The sequence below is a fragment of the Burkholderia latens genome (genome assembly GCF_001718795.1).
GTDB lineage: Bacteria > Pseudomonadota > Gammaproteobacteria > Burkholderiales > Burkholderiaceae > Burkholderia > Burkholderia latens_A.
The window spans coordinates 1,038,559-1,057,033 of sequence record NZ_CP013435.1; the positions used below are offsets into that span (position 1 = coordinate 1,038,559).

The 18,475-nt window shown below is 66.2% G+C and carries 15 protein-coding genes and 1 other RNA gene; 8 read left to right on the top strand and 8 right to left on the bottom strand.

Annotation, left to right across the window (positions count from 1 at the left end; all coding sequences use genetic code 11):
• The first annotated feature begins 48 nt into the window (after positions 1-48).
• Positions 49-1,719 (top strand): FAD-dependent monooxygenase, encoded by a 1,671-nt coding sequence (locus WK25_RS04860; RefSeq protein ID WP_069241104.1) that lies wholly within the window; start codon positions 49-51, stop codon positions 1,717-1,719.
• Between the two features lie 7 nt (positions 1,720-1,726).
• Here WK25_RS04860 and WK25_RS04865 read toward each other — a convergent pair whose 3' ends face one another.
• Genes WK25_RS04865 through WK25_RS04880 form a run of 4 tightly spaced genes read right to left on the bottom strand, consistent with a single transcriptional unit; the run spans position 1,727 to position 7,029 of the window.
• A complete protein-coding gene (locus WK25_RS04865; protein ID WP_059543838.1) occupies positions 1,727-1,978 on the bottom strand; it encodes a formate dehydrogenase subunit delta in 252 nt (83 codons plus the stop codon).
• A gap of 7 nt (positions 1,979-1,985) precedes the next feature.
• On the bottom strand, positions 1,986-4,937 hold the full coding sequence (gene fdhF / locus WK25_RS04870; RefSeq protein WP_069241105.1) for a formate dehydrogenase subunit alpha: 2,952 nt from the start codon (positions 4,935-4,937) through the stop codon (positions 1,986-1,988).
• Between the two features lie 17 nt (positions 4,938-4,954).
• Positions 4,955-6,532, bottom strand: a complete 1,578-nt coding sequence (locus WK25_RS04875; RefSeq protein WP_069241106.1) for a formate dehydrogenase beta subunit — start codon at positions 6,530-6,532, stop codon at positions 4,955-4,957.
• Positions 6,529-7,029: an NAD(P)H-dependent oxidoreductase subunit E gene (locus tag WK25_RS04880; protein WP_069241107.1), complete on the bottom strand. Its 501-nt coding sequence runs from the start codon at positions 7,027-7,029 to the stop codon at positions 6,529-6,531. The genes WK25_RS04875 and WK25_RS04880 overlap by 4 nt, the downstream gene beginning before the upstream one ends.
• A 131-nt stretch (positions 7,030-7,160) precedes the next feature.
• Here WK25_RS04880 and WK25_RS04885 point away from each other — a divergent pair, with 131 nt between their 5' ends.
• The 3 genes from WK25_RS04885 (at position 7,161) to WK25_RS04895 (ending at position 9,287) form a co-directional block, all read left to right on the top strand.
• The gene (locus WK25_RS04885) at positions 7,161-8,267 is read left to right on the top strand and encodes a substrate-binding domain-containing protein (protein ID WP_040143685.1); all 1,107 of its coding nucleotides are present in this window, start codon (positions 7,161-7,163) and stop codon (positions 8,265-8,267) included.
• Between the two features lie 101 nt (positions 8,268-8,368).
• Positions 8,369-8,638, top strand: a complete 270-nt coding sequence (locus tag WK25_RS04890) for a hypothetical protein (protein WP_040143686.1) — start codon at positions 8,369-8,371, stop codon at positions 8,636-8,638.
• A 298-nt stretch (positions 8,639-8,936) separates the two neighbouring features.
• Complete coding sequence (locus WK25_RS04895; protein WP_040143687.1) at positions 8,937-9,287, top strand: DUF4148 domain-containing protein; 351 nt, start codon at positions 8,937-8,939, stop codon at positions 9,285-9,287.
• A 269-nt stretch (positions 9,288-9,556) separates the two neighbouring features.
• Here the strand turns inward: WK25_RS04895 and ssrA are convergent.
• From ssrA to ompA, 4 genes are all read right to left on the bottom strand, one after another.
• Positions 9,557-9,926, bottom strand: a transfer-messenger RNA (tmRNA) gene (gene ssrA, locus WK25_RS04900).
• A 17-nt stretch (positions 9,927-9,943) separates the two neighbouring features.
• Positions 9,944-10,660, bottom strand: a complete 717-nt coding sequence (gph, locus tag WK25_RS04905) for a phosphoglycolate phosphatase (RefSeq protein ID WP_069241108.1) — start codon at positions 10,658-10,660, stop codon at positions 9,944-9,946.
• A 13-nt stretch (positions 10,661-10,673) separates the two neighbouring features.
• Positions 10,674-11,372, bottom strand: a complete 699-nt coding sequence (ubiG, locus tag WK25_RS04910; protein WP_040143689.1) for a bifunctional 2-polyprenyl-6-hydroxyphenol methylase/3-demethylubiquinol 3-O-methyltransferase UbiG — start codon at positions 11,370-11,372, stop codon at positions 10,674-10,676.
• Between the two features lie 152 nt (positions 11,373-11,524).
• Positions 11,525-12,193, bottom strand: coding sequence for an outer membrane protein OmpA (gene ompA, locus WK25_RS04915; protein ID WP_006400736.1), 669 nt, complete (start codon positions 12,191-12,193; stop codon positions 11,525-11,527).
• A gap of 535 nt (positions 12,194-12,728) precedes the next feature.
• On the opposite strand from ompA, the gene gyrA reads away from it, so the two are divergent.
• The 4 genes from gyrA (at position 12,729) to pheA (ending at position 18,375) form a co-directional block, all read left to right on the top strand.
• Positions 12,729-15,332 carry a DNA gyrase subunit A gene (gyrA, locus tag WK25_RS04920; protein WP_040143690.1) on the top strand — a complete coding sequence of 868 codons (2,604 nt, stop codon included), beginning with the start codon at positions 12,729-12,731 and terminating at the stop codon, positions 15,330-15,332.
• An 82-nt stretch (positions 15,333-15,414) separates the two neighbouring features.
• The gene (locus tag WK25_RS04925; RefSeq protein ID WP_040144902.1) at positions 15,415-16,014 is read left to right on the top strand and encodes a DUF2059 domain-containing protein; all 600 of its coding nucleotides are present in this window, start codon (positions 15,415-15,417) and stop codon (positions 16,012-16,014) included.
• 162 nt (positions 16,015-16,176) lie between these two features.
• Positions 16,177-17,259, top strand: a complete 1,083-nt coding sequence (gene serC / locus WK25_RS04930) for a 3-phosphoserine/phosphohydroxythreonine transaminase (protein ID WP_040143691.1) — start codon at positions 16,177-16,179, stop codon at positions 17,257-17,259.
• Between the two features lie 33 nt (positions 17,260-17,292).
• Positions 17,293-18,375: a prephenate dehydratase gene (gene pheA, locus WK25_RS04935; protein WP_069241109.1), complete on the top strand. Its 1,083-nt coding sequence runs from the start codon at positions 17,293-17,295 to the stop codon at positions 18,373-18,375.
• Positions 18,376-18,475: the final 100 nt, after the last annotated feature.

Sequence of the window (18,475 nt, forward strand, 5' to 3'; positions counted from 1 at the left end):
CACGCGGAGCGGCGTAGACTGGCGGCATCGCGTGTCATCGAGGTGCTCATGGCTGACACATTGCTCGATATCCCGCCCGTGCTGATCGTCGGCGCCGGTCCGACCGGTCTTGCTGCCGCGATGAGTCTCGCGCGGGCCCGCGTGCCGGTGCGCATCGTCGACCGGCTCGCCACGCCGGCGCCGTATTCACGCGCGATCGGCATCCAGGCGCGCACGCTCGAACTGCTCGAACAGCATCGCGCGGTCGAACCGTTTCTCGAACTCGGCCATCGCGTGCACGAGGCCGCGCTGCATTCCGACGGCCGCGTGATCGCGCGGCTCGATTTCGATCCGTTGCAAACGCGTTATCCCTACCTGCTGTTGCTCGATCAGAGCGTCACCGAGCGATTGCTGACCGAACATCTGGCCGGCCTCGGCGTGACGATCGAGCGCGGTGTCACGCTGGTCGCGTGCGACGCCGGCGGCCCGTCGCTCGACGTGACGCTGCGCGGTGCCGACGGCCGCGACGAACGCTGCGCGCCGTCGTACCTGGTCGCGGCCGACGGCGCACACAGTACGGTGCGGCATCTGCTCGGCGTGGGCTTCGCGGGCCGCGCGTTGGAACAAACGTTTCTGCTTGCCGATTTCGAGGCCTTGCCGCCCTGGCCCGACGAGGAAATCCATCTGTTTACGACACCCGACGGCATCGCCGGGCTGTTCCCGATGGGGAGCGGACGCTACCGGCTCGTTGCTGACCGGCCGCCCGGCGGCGCACCGGCACCCGATGCACCGCCGCCATCGCTCGACGAATGCGACGCGCTGGTGCGCGCCCGCATGGGCGCATCGATTGCGCCGAGCGATCTCGCGTGGTCGTCGTATTTCCATCTGAACAGCCGGATGGTCGACCGGCTGCGCTACGGGCGCGTGTTTTTCGCCGGCGACGCCGCGCATATCCACAGTCCGGCCGGCGCGCAGGGCATGAACACGGGAATCCAGGAGGCGCTCAATCTCGGCTGGAAGCTCGCGCGCGTGCTCGGTGCGGGAACGTCCGAGCGGCTGCTCGACACGTATCATGCCGAGCGCCACCCGATCGAGCGCGACGTGTTGCGGCAGACGAGTGTCGTCACGCAGCTCGTCGAAGCGGACCACGGCGCGGTCAAGCTGCTGCGCGATCACGTGGTGCCGCTGCTGTCGTCGCTCGGCCCGGTGCGCGACGCGGTGCGGCGCACGTTCAGCGAGCTCGGCGTGCAGTACCGGAAAAGCCCGCTCACGCTCGAGCGCGTGCTTGACGGTGGCCCGCGCGCCGGCGAGCGCGCGCCCGACGCGCTGGTACGCGTCGTCGACGGGCCGCTCGGCCCGGCGCCGGGAACCGCAAGGCTATACGATCTGCACGACCCGGCGAGCTTCACGCTGCTGTTGCTGGAGGAGCCGGCGGGCGCCGATGGCGGCGACGCCGCTGACGTGCCGCCGGTGTACGTGCCGCCGATGTCCGCGGATGCTCAGGCGCTCGTGCAAGGCGTGGAGCGGATCATGCCGGGCGCCGTGCGGACATGGCGCGTCTGCGATGCCGAAGGCAACGGCGCGGAAGGTTTGGCGCACGCGTATGGCCGCTCGAGACCATCGTTCTACCTGCTGCGGCCGGACGGCTACATCGCGGCGCGCGGCCGCACCGCCACAGACGCGAACGCGCTGCTGCGCCATTGCGAAAACTGGTTCGCGGGCATGCCGCTGCCCGCGTAGCGAGCCTTCAGGCCGGGGCCGCGGCCGGCACGAGCGACGCCCGATGCGCGGCGATCGCGTCGCGCAAGATCGGCGTCGCGCGTTGTCCGGCTTCGCTCGACGGATCGTCGAGCGCGGCGAGAAGCGCGCGGCGCATCCGCGGCTCCCAGAAGCGGCGGATATGCTCGGCGATCCCGGTCAGCGCTTCGTCGCGATCGGGCATCGATTCGAAGAAAGCGCCGATCTGGTTCGCCATGTCGATCAGGTGTCCGTGGTCCATTGCTTCCTCACTTGCCCGTGGTCACGGCGGCCGGCGCGGCGGCGCGACGCTCGAGCAGGTCGAGTTGCTCCGAGTTGAAGCGCGCATACGCACGTTGCCAGTCGGACGGCTGCGCAACCGGCAGCACCTGCACGGCCGTGACCTTGTATTCGGGGCAATTGGTCGCCCAGTCGGAACTGTCCGTCGTGATCACGTTCGCGCCCGATTCCGGGAAATGGAACGTCGTGTACACGACACCGGGCTGCATGCGGTCGGACACGAGCGCGCGCAACACCGTCTGGCCGGCCCGCGATTCGATGCCAACCCAGTCGCCGGTGCGGATCCCGCGATCCTCGGCGTCGTGCGGATGGATCTCGAGGCGGTCCTCTTCGTGCCACTGCACGTTTTCGGTCCGGCGTGTCTGCGCGCCGACGTTGTATTGCGACAGGATGCGGCCCGTGGTCAGGATCAGCGGATAGCGCTGCGTGACCTTCTCGGGCGTCGGGATGAATTGCGTGATCACGAACCGGCCTTTGCCGCGCACGAACGCGTCGATGTGCATCGTCGGCGTGCCGTCCGGCGCCTGCGCGTTGCACGGCCACTGGATGCTGCCGAGCGCGTCCAGCTTCTCGTACGATACGCCCGCAAAGGTCGGCGTGAGCCGCGCGATCTCGTCCATGATTTCGGACGGATGCGAGTAGTGCATGTCGTAGCCGAGCGCCTGCGACAGCAGCAGCGTCACTTCCCAGTCCGCGTAGCCCGCGACCGGTGGCATTACCTTTCGCACGCGGGAGATCCGGCGCTCAGCGTTCGTGAACGTGCCGTCCTTCTCGAGGAACGTCGAGCCCGGCAGCAGCACGTGTGCGTATTTGGCCGTCTCGTTCAGGAAGATGTCCTGCACGACGATGCATTCCATCGCCGACAGCGCGGCGGCCACGTGCTGCGTGTTCGGATCCGACTGGACGATGTCCTCGCCCTGGCAGTAGAGCCCTTTGAAGCTGCCATCGAGTGCCGCGTCGAACATGTTCGGGATGCGCAGGCCAGGTTCCGGCTGCAACGTCGCCGACCATGCTTGTTCGAACTGCGCGCGTACGGTTGCGTCGCCGATGTGCCGGTAGCCGGGCAGCTCGTGCGGGAATGAGCCCATGTCGCACGAGCCCTGCACGTTGTTCTGGCCGCGCAGCGGATTGACGCCGACGCCTTCGCGGCCGATGTTGCCGGTCGCCATCGCGAGGTTCGCGATGCCCATCACCGTCGTCGAGCCCTGTGCGTGTTCCGTCACGCCGAGGCCGTAGTAGATCGCGGCGTTGCCGCCCGTCGCGTAGAGGCGCGCCGCTTCCCGCACCTGTTCGGCCGGCACGCCCGTCACGTCGGCGGTCGCCTCCGGCGAGTTCTCTGCGCGCGACACGAATTCGCGCCATTGCTCGAACGCGCGCGTTTCGCAGCGCTCGGCGACGAACGCGTCGGCGACGAGCCCTTCGGTGACGATCACGTGCGCGAGCGCATTGACCATCGCGACGTTGGTGCCGGGACGCAATTGCAGGTGATGGGTGGCCTTCACGTGCGGGCCGTCGACGACGTCGATGCGGCGCGGATCGATCACGATCAGCTTCGCGCCTTCCCGGATGCGCCGCTTCAGGCGCGAGCCGAACACCGGGTGCCCGTCGGTCGGGTTCGCGCCCATCACGATGATCACGTCGGCCTGGCTGACCGACGCGAAGGTCTGCGTGCCGGCCGATTCGCCGAGTGTCGTCTTCAGTCCGTAGCCGGTCGGCGAATGGCACACGCGTGCGCAGGTGTCGACGTTGTTGTTGCCGAACGCGGCGCGTACGAGCTTTTGCACGAGGTAGGTTTCCTCGTTCGTGCAGCGCGACGACGTGATGCCGCCGATCGAATCGCGGCCGTACTTCTGCTGCAGCTTGCGGAACTGCGTCGCCGCATAGGTGAGCGCCTCTTCCCAGCTCACTTCGCGCCACGGATCGGTGATCTTCTCGCGAATCATCGGCTTCGTGATGCGGTCCTTGTGCGTCGCATAGCCCCACGCGAAGCGCCCCTTCACGCACGCGTGGCCTTCGTTCGCGAGGCCGTTCTTGTGCGGCGTCATCCGCACGACCTGCGTGCCCTTCATTTCGGCCTTGAACGAACAGCCGACGCCGCAGTACGCGCAGGTCGTGACGACCGAATGTTCGGCCTGGCCGAGCTGGACGACCGTCTTTTCCTGCAACGTGGCGGTCGGGCATGCGGCGACGCAGGCGCCGCACGACACGCATTCGGATGCCATGAACGATTCGCTTTCGCTCGCGGCGACGCGCGATTCGAAACCGCGCGCAGCGATCGTCAGCGCGAACGTTCCCTGCGTTTCCTCGCATGCGCGCACGCAGCGGTTGCAGACGATGCACTTCGACGGATCGTACGTGAAGTACGGGTTCGATTCGTCCTTCCGGTCGCGCAGGTGATTCGCACCGTCGAAGCCGTAGCGGACCTCGCGCAGTCCGACGACCCCCGCCATGTCCTGCAGCTCGCAGTCGCCGTTGGCCGGGCAGGTCAGGCAGTCGAGCGGGTGGTCGGAGATGTACAACTCCATCACGTTGCGGCGCAGCGACTGCAGCCGGTCCGATTGCGTGCGCACCTTCATCCCGGTTTCTACGGGTGTCGTGCACGACGCCGGATAGCCGCGCCGGCCCTCGATTTCCACGAGGCACAGACGGCACGAACCGAACGGTTCGAGCGAGTCGGTCGCGCACAGCTTCGGCACGTTGACGCCGGCCTCGATCGCGGCGCGCATCACCGACGTGCCGGCCGGCACCGTCACCGGCTGGCCGTCGATTTCGAGCGTGACGTCGGTATCGGCGTGCCGCAGGGGCGTGCCGTAGTCGGTATCGTCGAACGGATCGCGCACGCGCGCCTGGGCGGCGCTGTTGCAAGCGCATTGGCCCGAGCCGCAGCCGCCTTGGCGGACGTTGTTCGTGTCGAGGGACATGCAGGGCTCCTTCTGGGTCAGGCCGCAGCCTTGACCGGACCCGACGCGGCTTGCTTGCCGGCGGCGAGCCCGAAATCTTCGGGGAAATGGTCGAGCGCGGACAGCACCGGGTACGGCGTCATCCCGCCCATCGCGCACAGCGAACCGGCGAGCATCGTGTCGCACAGATCGCGCAGCAGCGTGATCTGCCGCTCCGACGTATCGCCTTCGCGAATGCGTGTGATCGTCTCGACGCCGCGCGTGGAGCCGATGCGGCACGGCGTGCACTTGCCGCACGATTCGATCGCGCAAAACTTCATTGCGTATTCGGCGAGTTCGGCGAGGTTCGACGTGTCGTCGTGCAGCACGATGCCGCCGTGGCCGACCACCGCGCCGATGGCCGCGTATGCCTCGTAATCGAGCGGCACGTCCCACTGGTGCTCGGGCAGATAGGTGCCGAGCGGGCCGCCAACCTGGGCCGCGCGTGCGGGCCGGCCGCTGGCCGTGCCGCCGCCGAAGTCGAACAGCAGCTCGCGCAGCGTGAGGCCGAACGCGAGTTCGACGAGACCGCCGTGGCGAATGTTGCCCGCGAGCTGGAACGGCAGCGTGCCGCGCGAGCGGCCCATCCCGTAGTCGCGATAGAACGCGGCACCGCGCGCGAAGATGATCGGCGCGGTCGCGAGCGTGATCACGTTGTTGATGACCGTCGGCTGCCCGAACAGGCCGGCCAGCGCGGGCAGCGGCGGCTTCGCGCGCACGACGCCGCGTTTGCCTTCGAGCGATTCGAGCAGTGCCGTTTCCTCGCCGCACACGTACGAGCCGGCGCCTTTCGCGACCTGCAGGTCGAACGCATGCGCGGAGCCGAGCACGTGCTCGCCGAGCCAGCCGGCGTCGCGCGCGCGCTCGATGGCGGTTTCGAGCGCCGCGATCGCATGCGGATATTCGCTGCGCACGTAGATGTAGCCGAGCGTCGCGCCCGTTGCGATGCCGGCGATGATCATCCCTTCGATCAGGCAGTACGGGTCGCTTTCCATGATCAGGCGATCGGAGAACGTGCCCGAGTCGCCTTCGTCGGCGTTGCAGACGATGTACTTCTGCGTCGCGCTGGCCTGGCGGACCGTGCGCCATTTGATGCCGGCCGGGAAGGCCGCGCCCCCGCGCCCGCGCAGCCCCGATTCGATCAGCGTCTCGCACGCGGCGTCGCCGCCGAGCGCGAGTGCGTTCTTCAGGCCCGCGAGGCCGTCGTGCTTCAGGTAGTCGTCGATCGACAGCGGGTCGGTCAGGCCGATCCGCGCGAACGTCAGGCGCTGCTGGCGCGCGAGATACGGCAGCGCATCGACGAGGCCGACGCCGCTCGGATGTGCACCGCCGTCCAGCCAATTCGCGTCGAAGAGGGCGGGCACGTCGGCGGCCGACAGGTTCGCATAGCCGACTCGGCCGGCGGCCGTGCCGACCTCGACGAGCGGTTCGAGCCACAGCAGGCCGCGCGAGCCGTTGCGCACGAGTTCGACGGCGACGCCGCGTCGCTCGGCTTCCGCGACGATCGCGGCGGCGAGGGCATCGGCGCCGAGCGCCAGCGCGGACGAATCGCGCGGAACGTAGATGCGGGTCGTCATGCGGCCTCCGGCGTGTGGGCGGCGGCTCGCGCGAGGAGCGCGTCGAACTTTTCCGGCGTGACCTTCGCGTGCAGTACGCCATTGATCGTCATCGACGGCGATTGCGCGCACAGCCCGAGGCAGTAGACGGACTCGAGCGCGACGTCGCCCGACGCGTGCGTGTCGGCACCGTTGCCGTGCGACGCGTCGAACCGGCAACCGGTGCGCGCTTCCGCATGGGCGGCGAGCGTCTCGCAGCCCATGCTGCGGCACGCCTCGGCGCGGCACATCTGGATCGTCACGCGCGCGGGCGGCGCGGTGCGGAAGTGGTGATAGTAGGTGAGCACGCCGTGCACTTCCGCGCGCGACAGGTTCAACGCCTTCGCGAGCGGCGCGACGCAGCCCGCCGGCACGTAGCCCGCGTCGTCCTGGATCGCGTGCAGGACCGCGAGCAGCGAGCGGCCGGCGCGCGCATGGCGCTCGACGAGCGCGTCGGGCGCAGAGGAATTCGGGGACATCGGTTATGCTCCTCCAAAGTCTCATATGCGCTATGAGTTCATATAGTGCGCAACGAGGCTTCGTTCTGATTGATTTTGGTCAACGATAAGCGGAAGATTTCGCAGTCGCAATAGGAAATCGGAGCACATAATTGATTCGAATCGAATGCGACGCGTATCTGACCGTACGCGACACCGAAGGGCGCGCGGCCAGCCTGTCGGACGTGGCGCCGTTGCTGGAACTCGTGGCCGATACGGGCAGCATCGCGCAAGCCGCGCAGGCGAAGGGACTGTCATATCGGCATGCGTGGGGCATGCTGCGCGCGCTGGAGGCGTGCGTCGGCGGCGCGTTGATCGACACCGCGCGCGGCAAGGGTTCGACACTGTCCGAATTGGGCCAGGCGATCGTGGACGCGCAGCGTCTCGCGCGCAGCCGGCTCGACGAGAACCTGCGCGCGCTCGCGGCCGAGGTGTCGAGCGACCTGAATCGGCGGCTTGCGCAGCGCGACGGCGCCGTGCGAATCCACGCGTCGCACGGCTATGCGGTCGCGACGCTCGTTTCCGCGCTCGTCGAGGCACAGGCTGCGGTCGACATCAAGTATCGCGAGAGTGTCGAAGCCGTGCAGGCGCTCGTGCGCGGCGAATGCGAACTGGCAGGTTTCCACCTGCCGCGCGGCGCGTTCCGCGAGCAGTGCGCGCAGATCTACCGGCCGTGGCTCGACGACGCGCGCCACGTGCTGATTCATCTGACGCGTCGCCAACAGGGGCTGTTCGTGCCCCGCGGCAACCCGAAGCAGGTTCGCGGGCTCGCCGATCTCGCGCGGAACGACATCCGCTTCGTCAACCGGCAGCCGGGCTCCGGCACGCGAATGCTGCTCGATCTGGCGTTGCGCGCGATCGGCATCGACCCGGAGCGAATCGACGGTTATGCGTCCGCGGAGCTCACGCACTCCGCGATTGCAGCGTTCGTCGCGAGCGGGATGGCTGATCTGGGCTTTGGCGTCGAGCCGGCCGCCCGCCACTTCGGGCTCGATTTCATCCCGGTCGTCGACGAGGATTATTACTTTGCGTGCGAACGCGCGCGGATCGATTCCCGACCGCTCGCCGGCGTGCTGGAATTGTTGCGCGACGCACGCTTCATCGAACGCGTCGCGCATCTCGACGGCTACGATCCGGCCGCGTGCGGGACGCTGACCGGCATCGCGGCAGGGCTGGCCGGCAGCGGCGCGACCGGGGCGCCGGACGTCAACACCCGGTAACGCGAGCAAGTGCGAACTGCACTGCAGCAGCGGGGGATTTGCGCTACGCTTGCCGCTTGATCAACGTTCCAACAAGCACGCCGTTCAGGCGTCATCCCGCCATGAAACTTTCCGTTCCCTTCTCCGCGGCCGCGTTGACTGCGGGGCTTCTGATCGCTGCGTCGCCGTTCGCGTCGGCGCAGAACTCGCCGGGCGTGCCCGGCGGGATCCTGAGCGACCAGTTTCGCCTGAACGAGCATCCGCAGATGCCGTTCGCGGCGTCGGCGCCGTCGCAGAAATTCCAGAGCGGCAAGAAATCGGCGCTACGGCGCAAGGGCGATATGGGCGACCCTAACGGCTGCAACCTGAAGTGCCCGATGGACGCCCAGTAACAGCACGCGTCGTCGCGCGCGACAGTCGCCGGCGAGGGCATGACCGATAATCCGGCGCGCCCGTGCGATATTGCCGAGCCCCCCGAAGCTTGCCGCTTCGCGGGGCTCGTGTTTTATAGGCGGTGCGTTCGGCGTGGCGAGGACGCGGCAAACGTGAGTATAGGGTTAACCCTTGATTGAGGAAGAATGTCTTCCAGAAACCTGCCTTATTCTTAAGCACTCACCTACATAAACTTCGGTTTGTCAGCGATGAACGGGTGTTCACCGCGAAATCAGACAAATCTGGAGGTAGGTCATCATGAAGTCGCTCGTTCAAGCCGTTGTCGTTGCTGCCGCTCTCGTCGCACCGGTCGTGTCGTTCGCGCAGCCGTCGGCACTCACTCGCGCGCAGGTTCGCGCCGAACTCGTCCAGTTGCAACAGGCCGGCTACAACACCGCCCGCGGCGAAGATCCGCACTATCCGGAAGCGATCCAGGCAGCCACCGCACGCGTCGCAGAGCAGCAGCGCGCCGCGTTCGCACAAGCGCAGGCCGCCGACGCCAGCGGCTACGGCGCGCAGGCGCAGGGCGCATCGGCGTCGGGCTCCCGTGCGATCGGCGTGCGTCCCGCCAGCGCAGAAGAAATGAAGTCGCTGTATCGCGGCAGCTAAGCCGTCAATGATCCGGTGGTGCCGCGGGCCCGAGCCGACGATGCGTCGTGCCACGGCCGCGGTTGCCGGGGCGGGTGTCGTTCAGTGCGCGGAATCGCAGCGCGGGCGACGCCGACCATCCGTCACCTCCTGCCGCTGGAATACCGGCGGCATTCCGCCTGGCCCGTCCGGGGCTGGGCGCTTTCGCGGCGGGGGGCACGTGCGGTTCGCCGACAACAAAAACCCCGCAGACTCGCGTCGTGCGGGGTTCGTGCGTCAAGCGCGGAATTTGGTGGAGGCGGCGGGAATCGAACCCGCGTCCAGAAGCGCTCCACGACTAGTTCTACATGTTTAGTTCAGTCATTTGATTTAACCGTAGCGACGCGGACGAACACGCTGCACTACGGCGATTCGCTAGGTTTTCGACCCTGGCGTCGCGACGCCGACAGGGCTTAACTGACGTAAATGACCTCTGGCGGTATTGCTACCGGTCTTGCGACACTAGCCCGTCAGTGAACTAGGCAGAGGACGGCGGCCCTTAGGCTGCCAGTGCGAACGTATCGTCGTTTGCAGTTACGATTTTCCCATTGATTAACGAGGTGACGGGTCCTCGACATGCCCTAGCCGCTTCACAACCCCTGTCGAAACCAGGTCGCCCCCGCGGATAAGATCGACCATTATAGCCCAACATCGCGCAACAGTTCGCGCAGTTCCTGCGTCGAGCCGACGAGATGCTGTGCCTGCCAGTCGCCCGGCGCGGCGCCGTCCCCGCAGTAGCCGTACGCGGCGGCGACGGTCGCCATCCCGGCGGCGCTGCCGGCCTGGATGTCGCGCAGATCGTCGCCGACATAGACGATCCGTTGGGGCGCGAGCGTCATCTGCGCGGCCGCATGCAGCAGCGGTGCCGGATGCGGCTTCGAGTGCGGCGTTGTGTCGCCCCCGACGATACAGGCAGCGCGCGCCGACAGGCCGAGCAGTTCGACAAGCGGCGCGGTGAGGCGCATCGCCTTGTTCGTGACGATGCCCCAGCGCACGCCGCGCGCCTCGAGTTCGCCGAGCACGTCGTCGATGCCCGGGAACAACGTCGTGTGCACGCAGATGTCGGTCGCGTAGTTGATCAGGAACTCGTCGCGCATCGCATCGTAGCCGGGCGATTGCGGATCGATGCCGAACGCGCCGCCGAGCAGGCCGCGCGCGCCGGCCGACGCGCGCGGCCGGAGCACGTCGAGCGGCGTTTCGGGCAGGCCGCGCACGCGCTGCATCTTGTTGACGGCGGCGGCAAGATCGGGCGCCGTGTCGGCGAGCGTACCGTCGAGGTCGAACAGCACCGCATCGCAGTTCACCAGGCGCGGCTCGTCGAATGCGGCCCGCGCGGTCGAAAGGGGAGTCGTCATGCCGGTCGGAAGGTCACGCGCCGCGGCGGCACGCGACGAGATAGTTGATGTCGGTGTCGTTCGACAGCGCGAAGCGCTTGCCGATCGGGTGATACGTGATGCCCTTGATCTCGACGATGTGCAGATCGGTCCCGCGCACGAAGCTCGCCAGTTCCGACGGACGGATGAAGCGCGCGTAGTCGTGCGTGCCTTTCGGCAGCATCTGCGCGATGTACTCGGCGCCGATCACGGCGAACAGGTAGGACTTCAGGTTGCGGTTCAGCGTCGAGAAGAACACCCAGCCGCCCGGTTTCACGAGCGTCGCGCACGCGGCCACGACGCCGGCCGGCGACGGCACGTGCTCGAGCATCTCCATGCACGTGACGACATCGTATGCGCCAGGCTCGCGTTCGGCGATCGCTTCTGCCGCGATCGCCTCGTAGTCGACGGTGATGCCGCTTTCAAGGCTGTGCAGATCGGCCACGCCGAGCGCCTCGGTCGACAGGTCGATGCCTTTTACCTGCGCGCCGAGGCCGGCCATCGATTCGGACAGGATGCCGCCGCCGCAGCCGACGTCGAGTGCGCGCTTGCCGGCGAGATGCGCATGCGAGTCGATCCAGCCGAGCCGGACCGGATTCAGGTCGTGCAGCGGTTTGAATTCGGCATTCGGATCCCACCACCGATGGGCGAGGTCGCTGAATTTCTGGAGTTCGTGCGGGTCGGCGTTGGTCATGTCGGCAAACGGGCTACGGAAGGAGGGCGGTGCATCGGTACGTCAGCCCCGAGTATATAAGCGGGCGGACGACGAGGCCAGCGAGCGCCCGGACGGGCGTCAAAGAAAAAGCCCCGCCGGAGCGGGGCTTTGAAGCAGTCGAAAACCGCGGCTTACTGCGCCGGAACGGTCGTCTTCTGCACTTCTTGCGTACCGACCACTTCCACTTCCACGCGGCGATCCGGTGCGAGGCAGGCGATCAGTTGCTTGCGGTTCTTCTGGTTGCAGCCGGTCGTGACCGGGTTGCGCTTGCCCTTGCCTTCCGTGTAGATCTTGTTGGCCGGGACACCCTTGCTGACCAGGTACGACTTGACTGCTTGCGCACGGCGCAGCGACAGACGGTCGTTGTACTTGTCCGAACCGATGCGGTCCGTGTAGCCCGTTGCGACGACCACTTCCGTGTTCATGCCCTGGATCTTCGAAGCCAGTTCGTCGAGCTTCTGCTTGCCCAGCGGCTTGAGGGTTGCCTTGTCGAAGTCGAACAGCGCGTCAGCCTGATACGTGATCTTCTGGCTGGTGATGGCCGGAGCGACCGGAGCGACCGGCGGCTGCGGTGCTTGGGCGACCAGTGCGCCATCGCACTTCGCGTTGGCGGTGGCCGGCGTCCAGAACGCATCGCGCCAGCAGAGCTCGTTCGTGCCGTTCATCCAAACCCATTCGCCCGTGCCGTTCACCCAGTTGTCATTGACGGCTTGACGCGACGCCGGCACCGACTGTGCCGAAGCGGATGCAGCCATAACTGCGGTAGCTGCAATGAACGCGAGCTTTGAAAGTTTATTCATATTTCTCCTCTCGAAATTGAGATTACCGCAGGTTTACTGCGAGCCTGTTGACGGTGACAAGTCATACATTGCTCGAAGTATAACATTGGTGCGGCACAAAAAACGCGGCACCGCTCTGTGTAGACTTCGAGCAGCGTCTAACTTTCAGTGCGTTGGCATTTTGCCATATCGTTCCCTTCCTACGAAAAAAAATCCTCCCCACCCCAAGATCGCTTCAACTTTGTGGTGCATGCGCAACACCGGCCTGCCGCAACTTTAAGAAATTGTCAAGAGTGTGTCCGCGAAATTGCGGAGGGCGCCTTGAATGTTTGCTTGCGCGCGCAAAAACGGTTGGCGCGGATGCCGGCGCCATTTAACGGGGTGCGACCGCGATCGTTCGGACGCCATCGCGGCGGCCACGGTTTTTGCTGTTTACATATAGAGGTGGCGGCGAATTGGCTGCGGATGGGCGCATGTTAGAATCTCGCGTTGCGTTGCGCATGCAGCGCCCACGCGAAAGGCGTTCGCCGTCTTCGCTCCGAAACGATACGGATACATGGATCAATTCGCCAAAGAGACCCTGCCCACCTCCCTCGAGGAGGAAATGCGCCGTTCGTATCTCGATTACGCGATGAGCGTGATCGTCGGACGTGCCCTTCCGGATGTCCGCGATGGCCTGAAGCCCGTGCACCGGCGCGTACTGTTCGCGATGCACGAACTGAACAACGACTGGAACCGCGCGTACAAGAAATCGGCGCGTATCGTCGGTGACGTGATCGGTAAGTATCACCCGCACGGCGATACCGCGGTGTACGACACGATCGTGCGGATGGCGCAGGACTTCTCCCTGCGCTACATGCTGATCGACGGGCAGGGCAACTTCGGCTCGATCGACGGCGACAATGCCGCGGCGATGCGTTACACCGAAATTCGCATGGCGAAAATCGGTCACGAACTGCTCGCCGACATCGACAAGGAAACGGTCGACTTCGAGCCGAACTACGACGGCAACGAAACGCAGCCGTCGGTCCTGCCGTCGCGCATCCCGAACCTGCTGATCAACGGTTCGTCGGGCATCGCGGTCGGCATGGCGACCAACATCCCGCCGCATAACCTGAATGAAGTCGTCGACGCATGCCAGCACCTGCTGAGCAATCCGGAAGCGACGATCGACGAGCTGATCGAAATCATCCCGGCGCCCGACTTCCCGACGGCCGGGATCATCTATGGCGTCGCCGGCGTGCGCGACGGCTACCGCACGGGGCGCGGCCGCGTCGTCATGCGCGCGGCCACGCACTTCGAGGAGATCGATCGCGGCCAGCGGATGGCGATCATCGTCGACGAGCTGCCGTACCAGGTGAACAAACGCTCGCTGCTCGAGCGCATCGCCGAACTCGTGAACGAGAAGAAGCTCGAAGGCATCTCCGACATTCGCGACGAGTCCGACAAGAGCGGCATGCGCGTCGTGATCGAGCTGAAGCGCGGCGAAGTGCCCGAGGTCGTGCTGAACAACCTGTACAAGGCGACGCAGTTGCAGGACACGTTCGGCATGAACATGGTTGCGCTCGTCGACGGCCAGCCGAAGCTGCTGAACCTGAAGGAAATCCTGCAGTGCTTCCTGTCGCACCGGCGCGAAGTGCTGACGCGCCGCACGATCTACGAACTGCGCAAGGCACGCGAACGCGGCCACGTGCTCGAAGGTCTCGCGGTCGCGCTCGCGAACATCGACGAGTTCATCGCGATCATCAAGGCCGCGCCGACGCCGCCGATCGCGAAGCAGGAACTGATGGCGAAGCCGTGGGATTCGTCGCTCGTGCGCGAGATGCTGACGCGGGCGGAAACCGACAATGCCGCCGCGGGCGGCCGCTCCGCTTACCGTCCGGAAGGCTTGAATCCGGCATTCGGGATGCAGGGTGACGGGCTGTACAAGCTGTCCGACACGCAGGCCCAGGAAATCCTGCAGATGCGTCTGCAGCGCCTGACCGGCCTCGAGCAGGACAAGATCATCGGCGAGTACCGCGAGGTGATGGCGCAGATTGCCGACCTGCTCGACATCCTCGCCCGCCCGGAGCGGATCACGACGATGATCGGCGAAGAGCTGACGACGGTGAAGGCCGAGTTCGGCGATGCGCGCCGCTCGAAGATCGAGCTGAACGCGACCGAGCTGAATACCGAAGACTTGATCACGCCACAGGACATGGTCGTCACGATGTCGCATGCGGGCTACGTGAAGTCGCAGCCGCTGTCCGAGTATCGCGCGCAGAAGCGCGGCGGCCGCGGCAAGCAGGCGACGCAGATGAAGGAAGACGACTGGATCGAGACGCTGTTCATCGCGAACACGCACGATTACATTCTGTGCTTCTCGAACCGCGGCCGCGTGTACTGGGTCAAGGTGTATGAAGTGCCGCAGGGCTCGCGCAACTCGCGTGGCCGTCCGATCGTCAACATGTTCCCGCTGCAGGACGGCGAGAAGATCAACGTCGTGCTGCCGGTGAAGGAGTTCTCGGCCGACAAGTTCGTGTTCATGGCGACGTCGCTCGGCACCGTGAAGAAGACGCCGCTCGAGGCATTCAGCCGTCCGATGAAGAAGGGCATCATCGCGGTCGGCCTCGACGACGGCGACTACCTGATCGGCGCGTCGATCACCGATGGCGCGCACGACGTGATGCTGTTCTCCGACGCCGGCAAGGCCGTGCGCTTCGACGAGAACGACGTGCGCCCAATGGGCCGGGAAGCGCGCGGCGTGCGCGGCATGCAGCTGGAGGACGGTCAGCAGGTCATCGCGCTGCTGGTCGCGGGCAGCGAGGAGCAAACCGTGCTCACCGCGACCGAGAACGGCTACGGCAAGCGCACGCCGATCACCGAGTACACGCGCCACGGCCGCGGCACGAAGGGCATGATTGCGATTCAGACGTCCGAGCGCAACGGCAAGGTGGTGGCCGCGACGCTCGTCGACGCCGAGGATCAGATCATGCTGATCACGACAGCGGGCGTGCTGATTCGTACGCGCGTGTCCGAGATTCGCGAGATGGGCCGCGCGACGCAAGGTGTTACACTCATTAGTCTCGATGAGGGTACCAAGCTCTCCGGCCTGCAGCAGATCGCGGAAGCCGAAGAGGGCGACGGCGACGCCGACGAGGCGTCGGACGGCGAAGCCTGAGAACGGATGAGACTCGAGCCGCCGCGCGCGTAAAGCGCCGCGGTCGGCGAGCAACCATTCATATTTCCAAGAGGGAGTGATGATGCAAAAGCAATTCAAGCAACTGGTTCTGCTGGCTGCACTGGTGCCGACGTTCGCGATGGCGCAAGCGCTGTCGAATTCCGCACCGGCCGCAACCGCAGCAGCTGCGCCGATCGACGCCGACAAGAAGGCGGCGATCAAGGATCTGCTCGACGCGATCGACGCGCCGAAGCTCGTGTCGGCTATCGGCAACAGCGCCGAGATGCAGGCAAAGCAGCTCGTGCCGGCAATCCTGTCGGACGCGCTGTCGGAAAACAAGACGCTGAACGACAAGCAGAAGCAGGCTGCCGTGCCGACGCTGCAGAAGAACGCTGTGCCGAAGCTGGTCGACGGTGCGGGCAAGGTGTTCGGCACGCAGCAGTTCCAGAACGACGCGATGTCGGCTCAGTACGACGCGTACGCGAAGTACTACAGCACGTCGGAGATCAAGGATCTGACGACGTTCTACAAGAGCCCGACGGGCCGCAAGTTCATCCAGGTCCAGGATCAAGTCGGCCGCGACGTGGTCAACGGCCTGATGCAGAAGTACATGCCGCAAGCGATTCAGGCAACCCGCGCGCAGGCTGACAAGGAAGTCGCGGCAGTCAAGCCGGGCAAGTAAGCCGTCCGGGCACGCCGCCCGGCCGTTCGGCCGGGTTTGGCGGGAGCCTGATGACAGTGCGATAATGGCCGTTTGCGCGCGAGCGCAAGCGGCCATTCCTTTTCTGGCGCGGTTCTTTCTGCCGGCGGCAAGCCGGTCGCGTCCCTCCCGAGGTTTTTCACGATGCGCGTCTTTAACTTCTCCGCCGGCCCGGCGGCGCTCCCCGAGGAAGTGCTGCGGCAGGCCGCAGACGAAATGCTCGACTGGCACGGCAGCGGCATGAGCGTGATGGAGATGAGCCATCGCGGCAAGGAATTCATGTCGATCCACGAGGCGGCGCTGGCCGACCTGCGCGAGCTGCTCGACGTGCCGGCCAGCCACCGGATTCTGTTCCTGCAGGGCGGGGGCATCGCCGAGAACGCGATCGTGCCGATGAACTTGCTCGGCACGCGCAAGACCGCCGACTTCGTCGTGACGGGTTCGTGGTCGCAGAAGTCGTTCAACGAAGCGAAGCGGTACGGTACGCCGCATCTGGCCGCGTCCGGCAAGACGGCCGACGGCTTCACGCGCGCGCCGGCCCGCGACGAATGGCAACTGTCGGACGATCCGGCCTACGTGCACCTGTGCACGAACGAGACGATCGACGGCGTCGAGACGTTCGAGATTCCCGATCTCGGCGACGTGCCGCTCGTCGCGGACGTGTCGTCGCATATCCTGTCGCGCCCGATGGACGTCGCAAAGTACGGCGTGCTGTTCGGCGGCGCGCAGAAAAACATCGGGATGGCAGGCGTGACGGTCGTGATCGTCCGCGAGGATCTGCTCGATCGCGCGCTGTCGATCTGTCCGTCCGCATTCGAATGGAAAACCGTCGCCGAGAACAACTCGCTGTACAACACGCCGCCCACATATGCGATCTACATCGCCGGCCTCGTGTTCCAGTGGCTGAAGCGGCAGGGCGGCCTCGCCGCGATCGAGGCGCGCAATATCGAGAAAGCGAAGCTGCTCTACGACACGATCGATGCGAGCAGCTTCTATCTGAACAAGGTCGAGCCGGCGGTGCGTTCGCGCATGAACGTGCCGTTTTTCCTGGCCGACGAAACGCGCAATGAAGACTTCCTTGCCGGCGCAAAGGCGCGCGGGCTGCTGCAGCTGAAGGGCCACAAGTCCGTCGGCGGCATGCGGGCGTCGATCTACAACGCGGTGCCGCTCGAGGGCGTGCAAGCGCTCGTCGAGTACATGAAGGACTTCGAGCAGCGCGGCGCCTGACGGCGGCGCTGTTCAAACAGCACGGCAAAACGCATGGACGACGAACTGAATTCCCGCCTGAAACCGCTGCGCGACCGCATCGATGCGATCGACGCGCAACTGATTGCGCTCCTCAACCAGCGCGCCGCGGTGGCGCTCGAGGTGGGCGAGGTCAAGAAGCATTTCAACGCGCCGGTGTTCCGGCCGGAGCGCGAGCTGCAGGTGATCGCGCGCCTGCAGGACATGAGCGCGGGGCCGCTCGCGGGCGAGCACATCAGCGCGATCTGGCGCGAGATCATGGCCGCGAGCCGGGCGCTCGAGCAGACGATCCACGTCGCATTCCTCGGGCCGGTCGGCACGTACAGCGAACAGGCGATGTTCGAGTATTTCGGCCAGTCGATCGAAGGGCTGCCGTGTCCGTCGATCGATGAGGTGTTCCGCTCGGTCGAGGCTGGCGCGTGCGCGTTCGGCATCGCGCCGGTCGAGAATTCGACCGAAGGCGCGGTGTCGCGCACGCTCGATCTGCTGCTGCAGACGCAGCTGCTGATCAGCGGCGAACTCGCACTACCCATCCATCACAACCTGCTCACGCAGAGCGGCACGCTCGACGGCGTCACGCGCGTATGCGCGCATGCGCAGGCGCTCGCGCAATGCCAGCAGTGGCTCGCCGCGAACGCGCCGCAGCTCGAGAGGCAAGCGGTCGCGAGCAATGCGGAGGCCGCGCGCCTCGCGGCGGCGGATCCGGGCGTGGCGGCGATTGCCGGCGATCGCGCGGCCGCGCACTACGGGCTGCAGATCGCGTTCTCGCTGATCCAGGACGATCCGCACAATCGCACGCGTTTCGTCATCGTCGGCAAGCAGCCGGCGGGGCAAAGCGGTCACGACCAGACGTCGCTGATCGTGTCGGTGAAGAACGAGCCGGGCGCCGTGTTCAAGCTGCTCGAGCCGCTCGCGCGGCACGGCGTGTCGATGACGCGCTTCGAGTCGCGTCCGGCGCGGGTCGGCACGTGGGAGTATTACTTCTACATCGACATCGAAGGGCACCGGGGCGAGCCGGCCGTGGCCGCCGCGCTCGCGGAGCTTGGTCAGAAGGCCGCGTTCCTGAAGATACTCGGATCGTATCCGCGCGCGCGCTGACGCGCGGCGGCCCGTCGCGTGCCGTGCGAACGCGGCGGCGCAGCGGGCAGGGCAGGCCTGGCGGCACTGCCGAAGGCGGGTTCGGGCGGTAGCCGGCGCG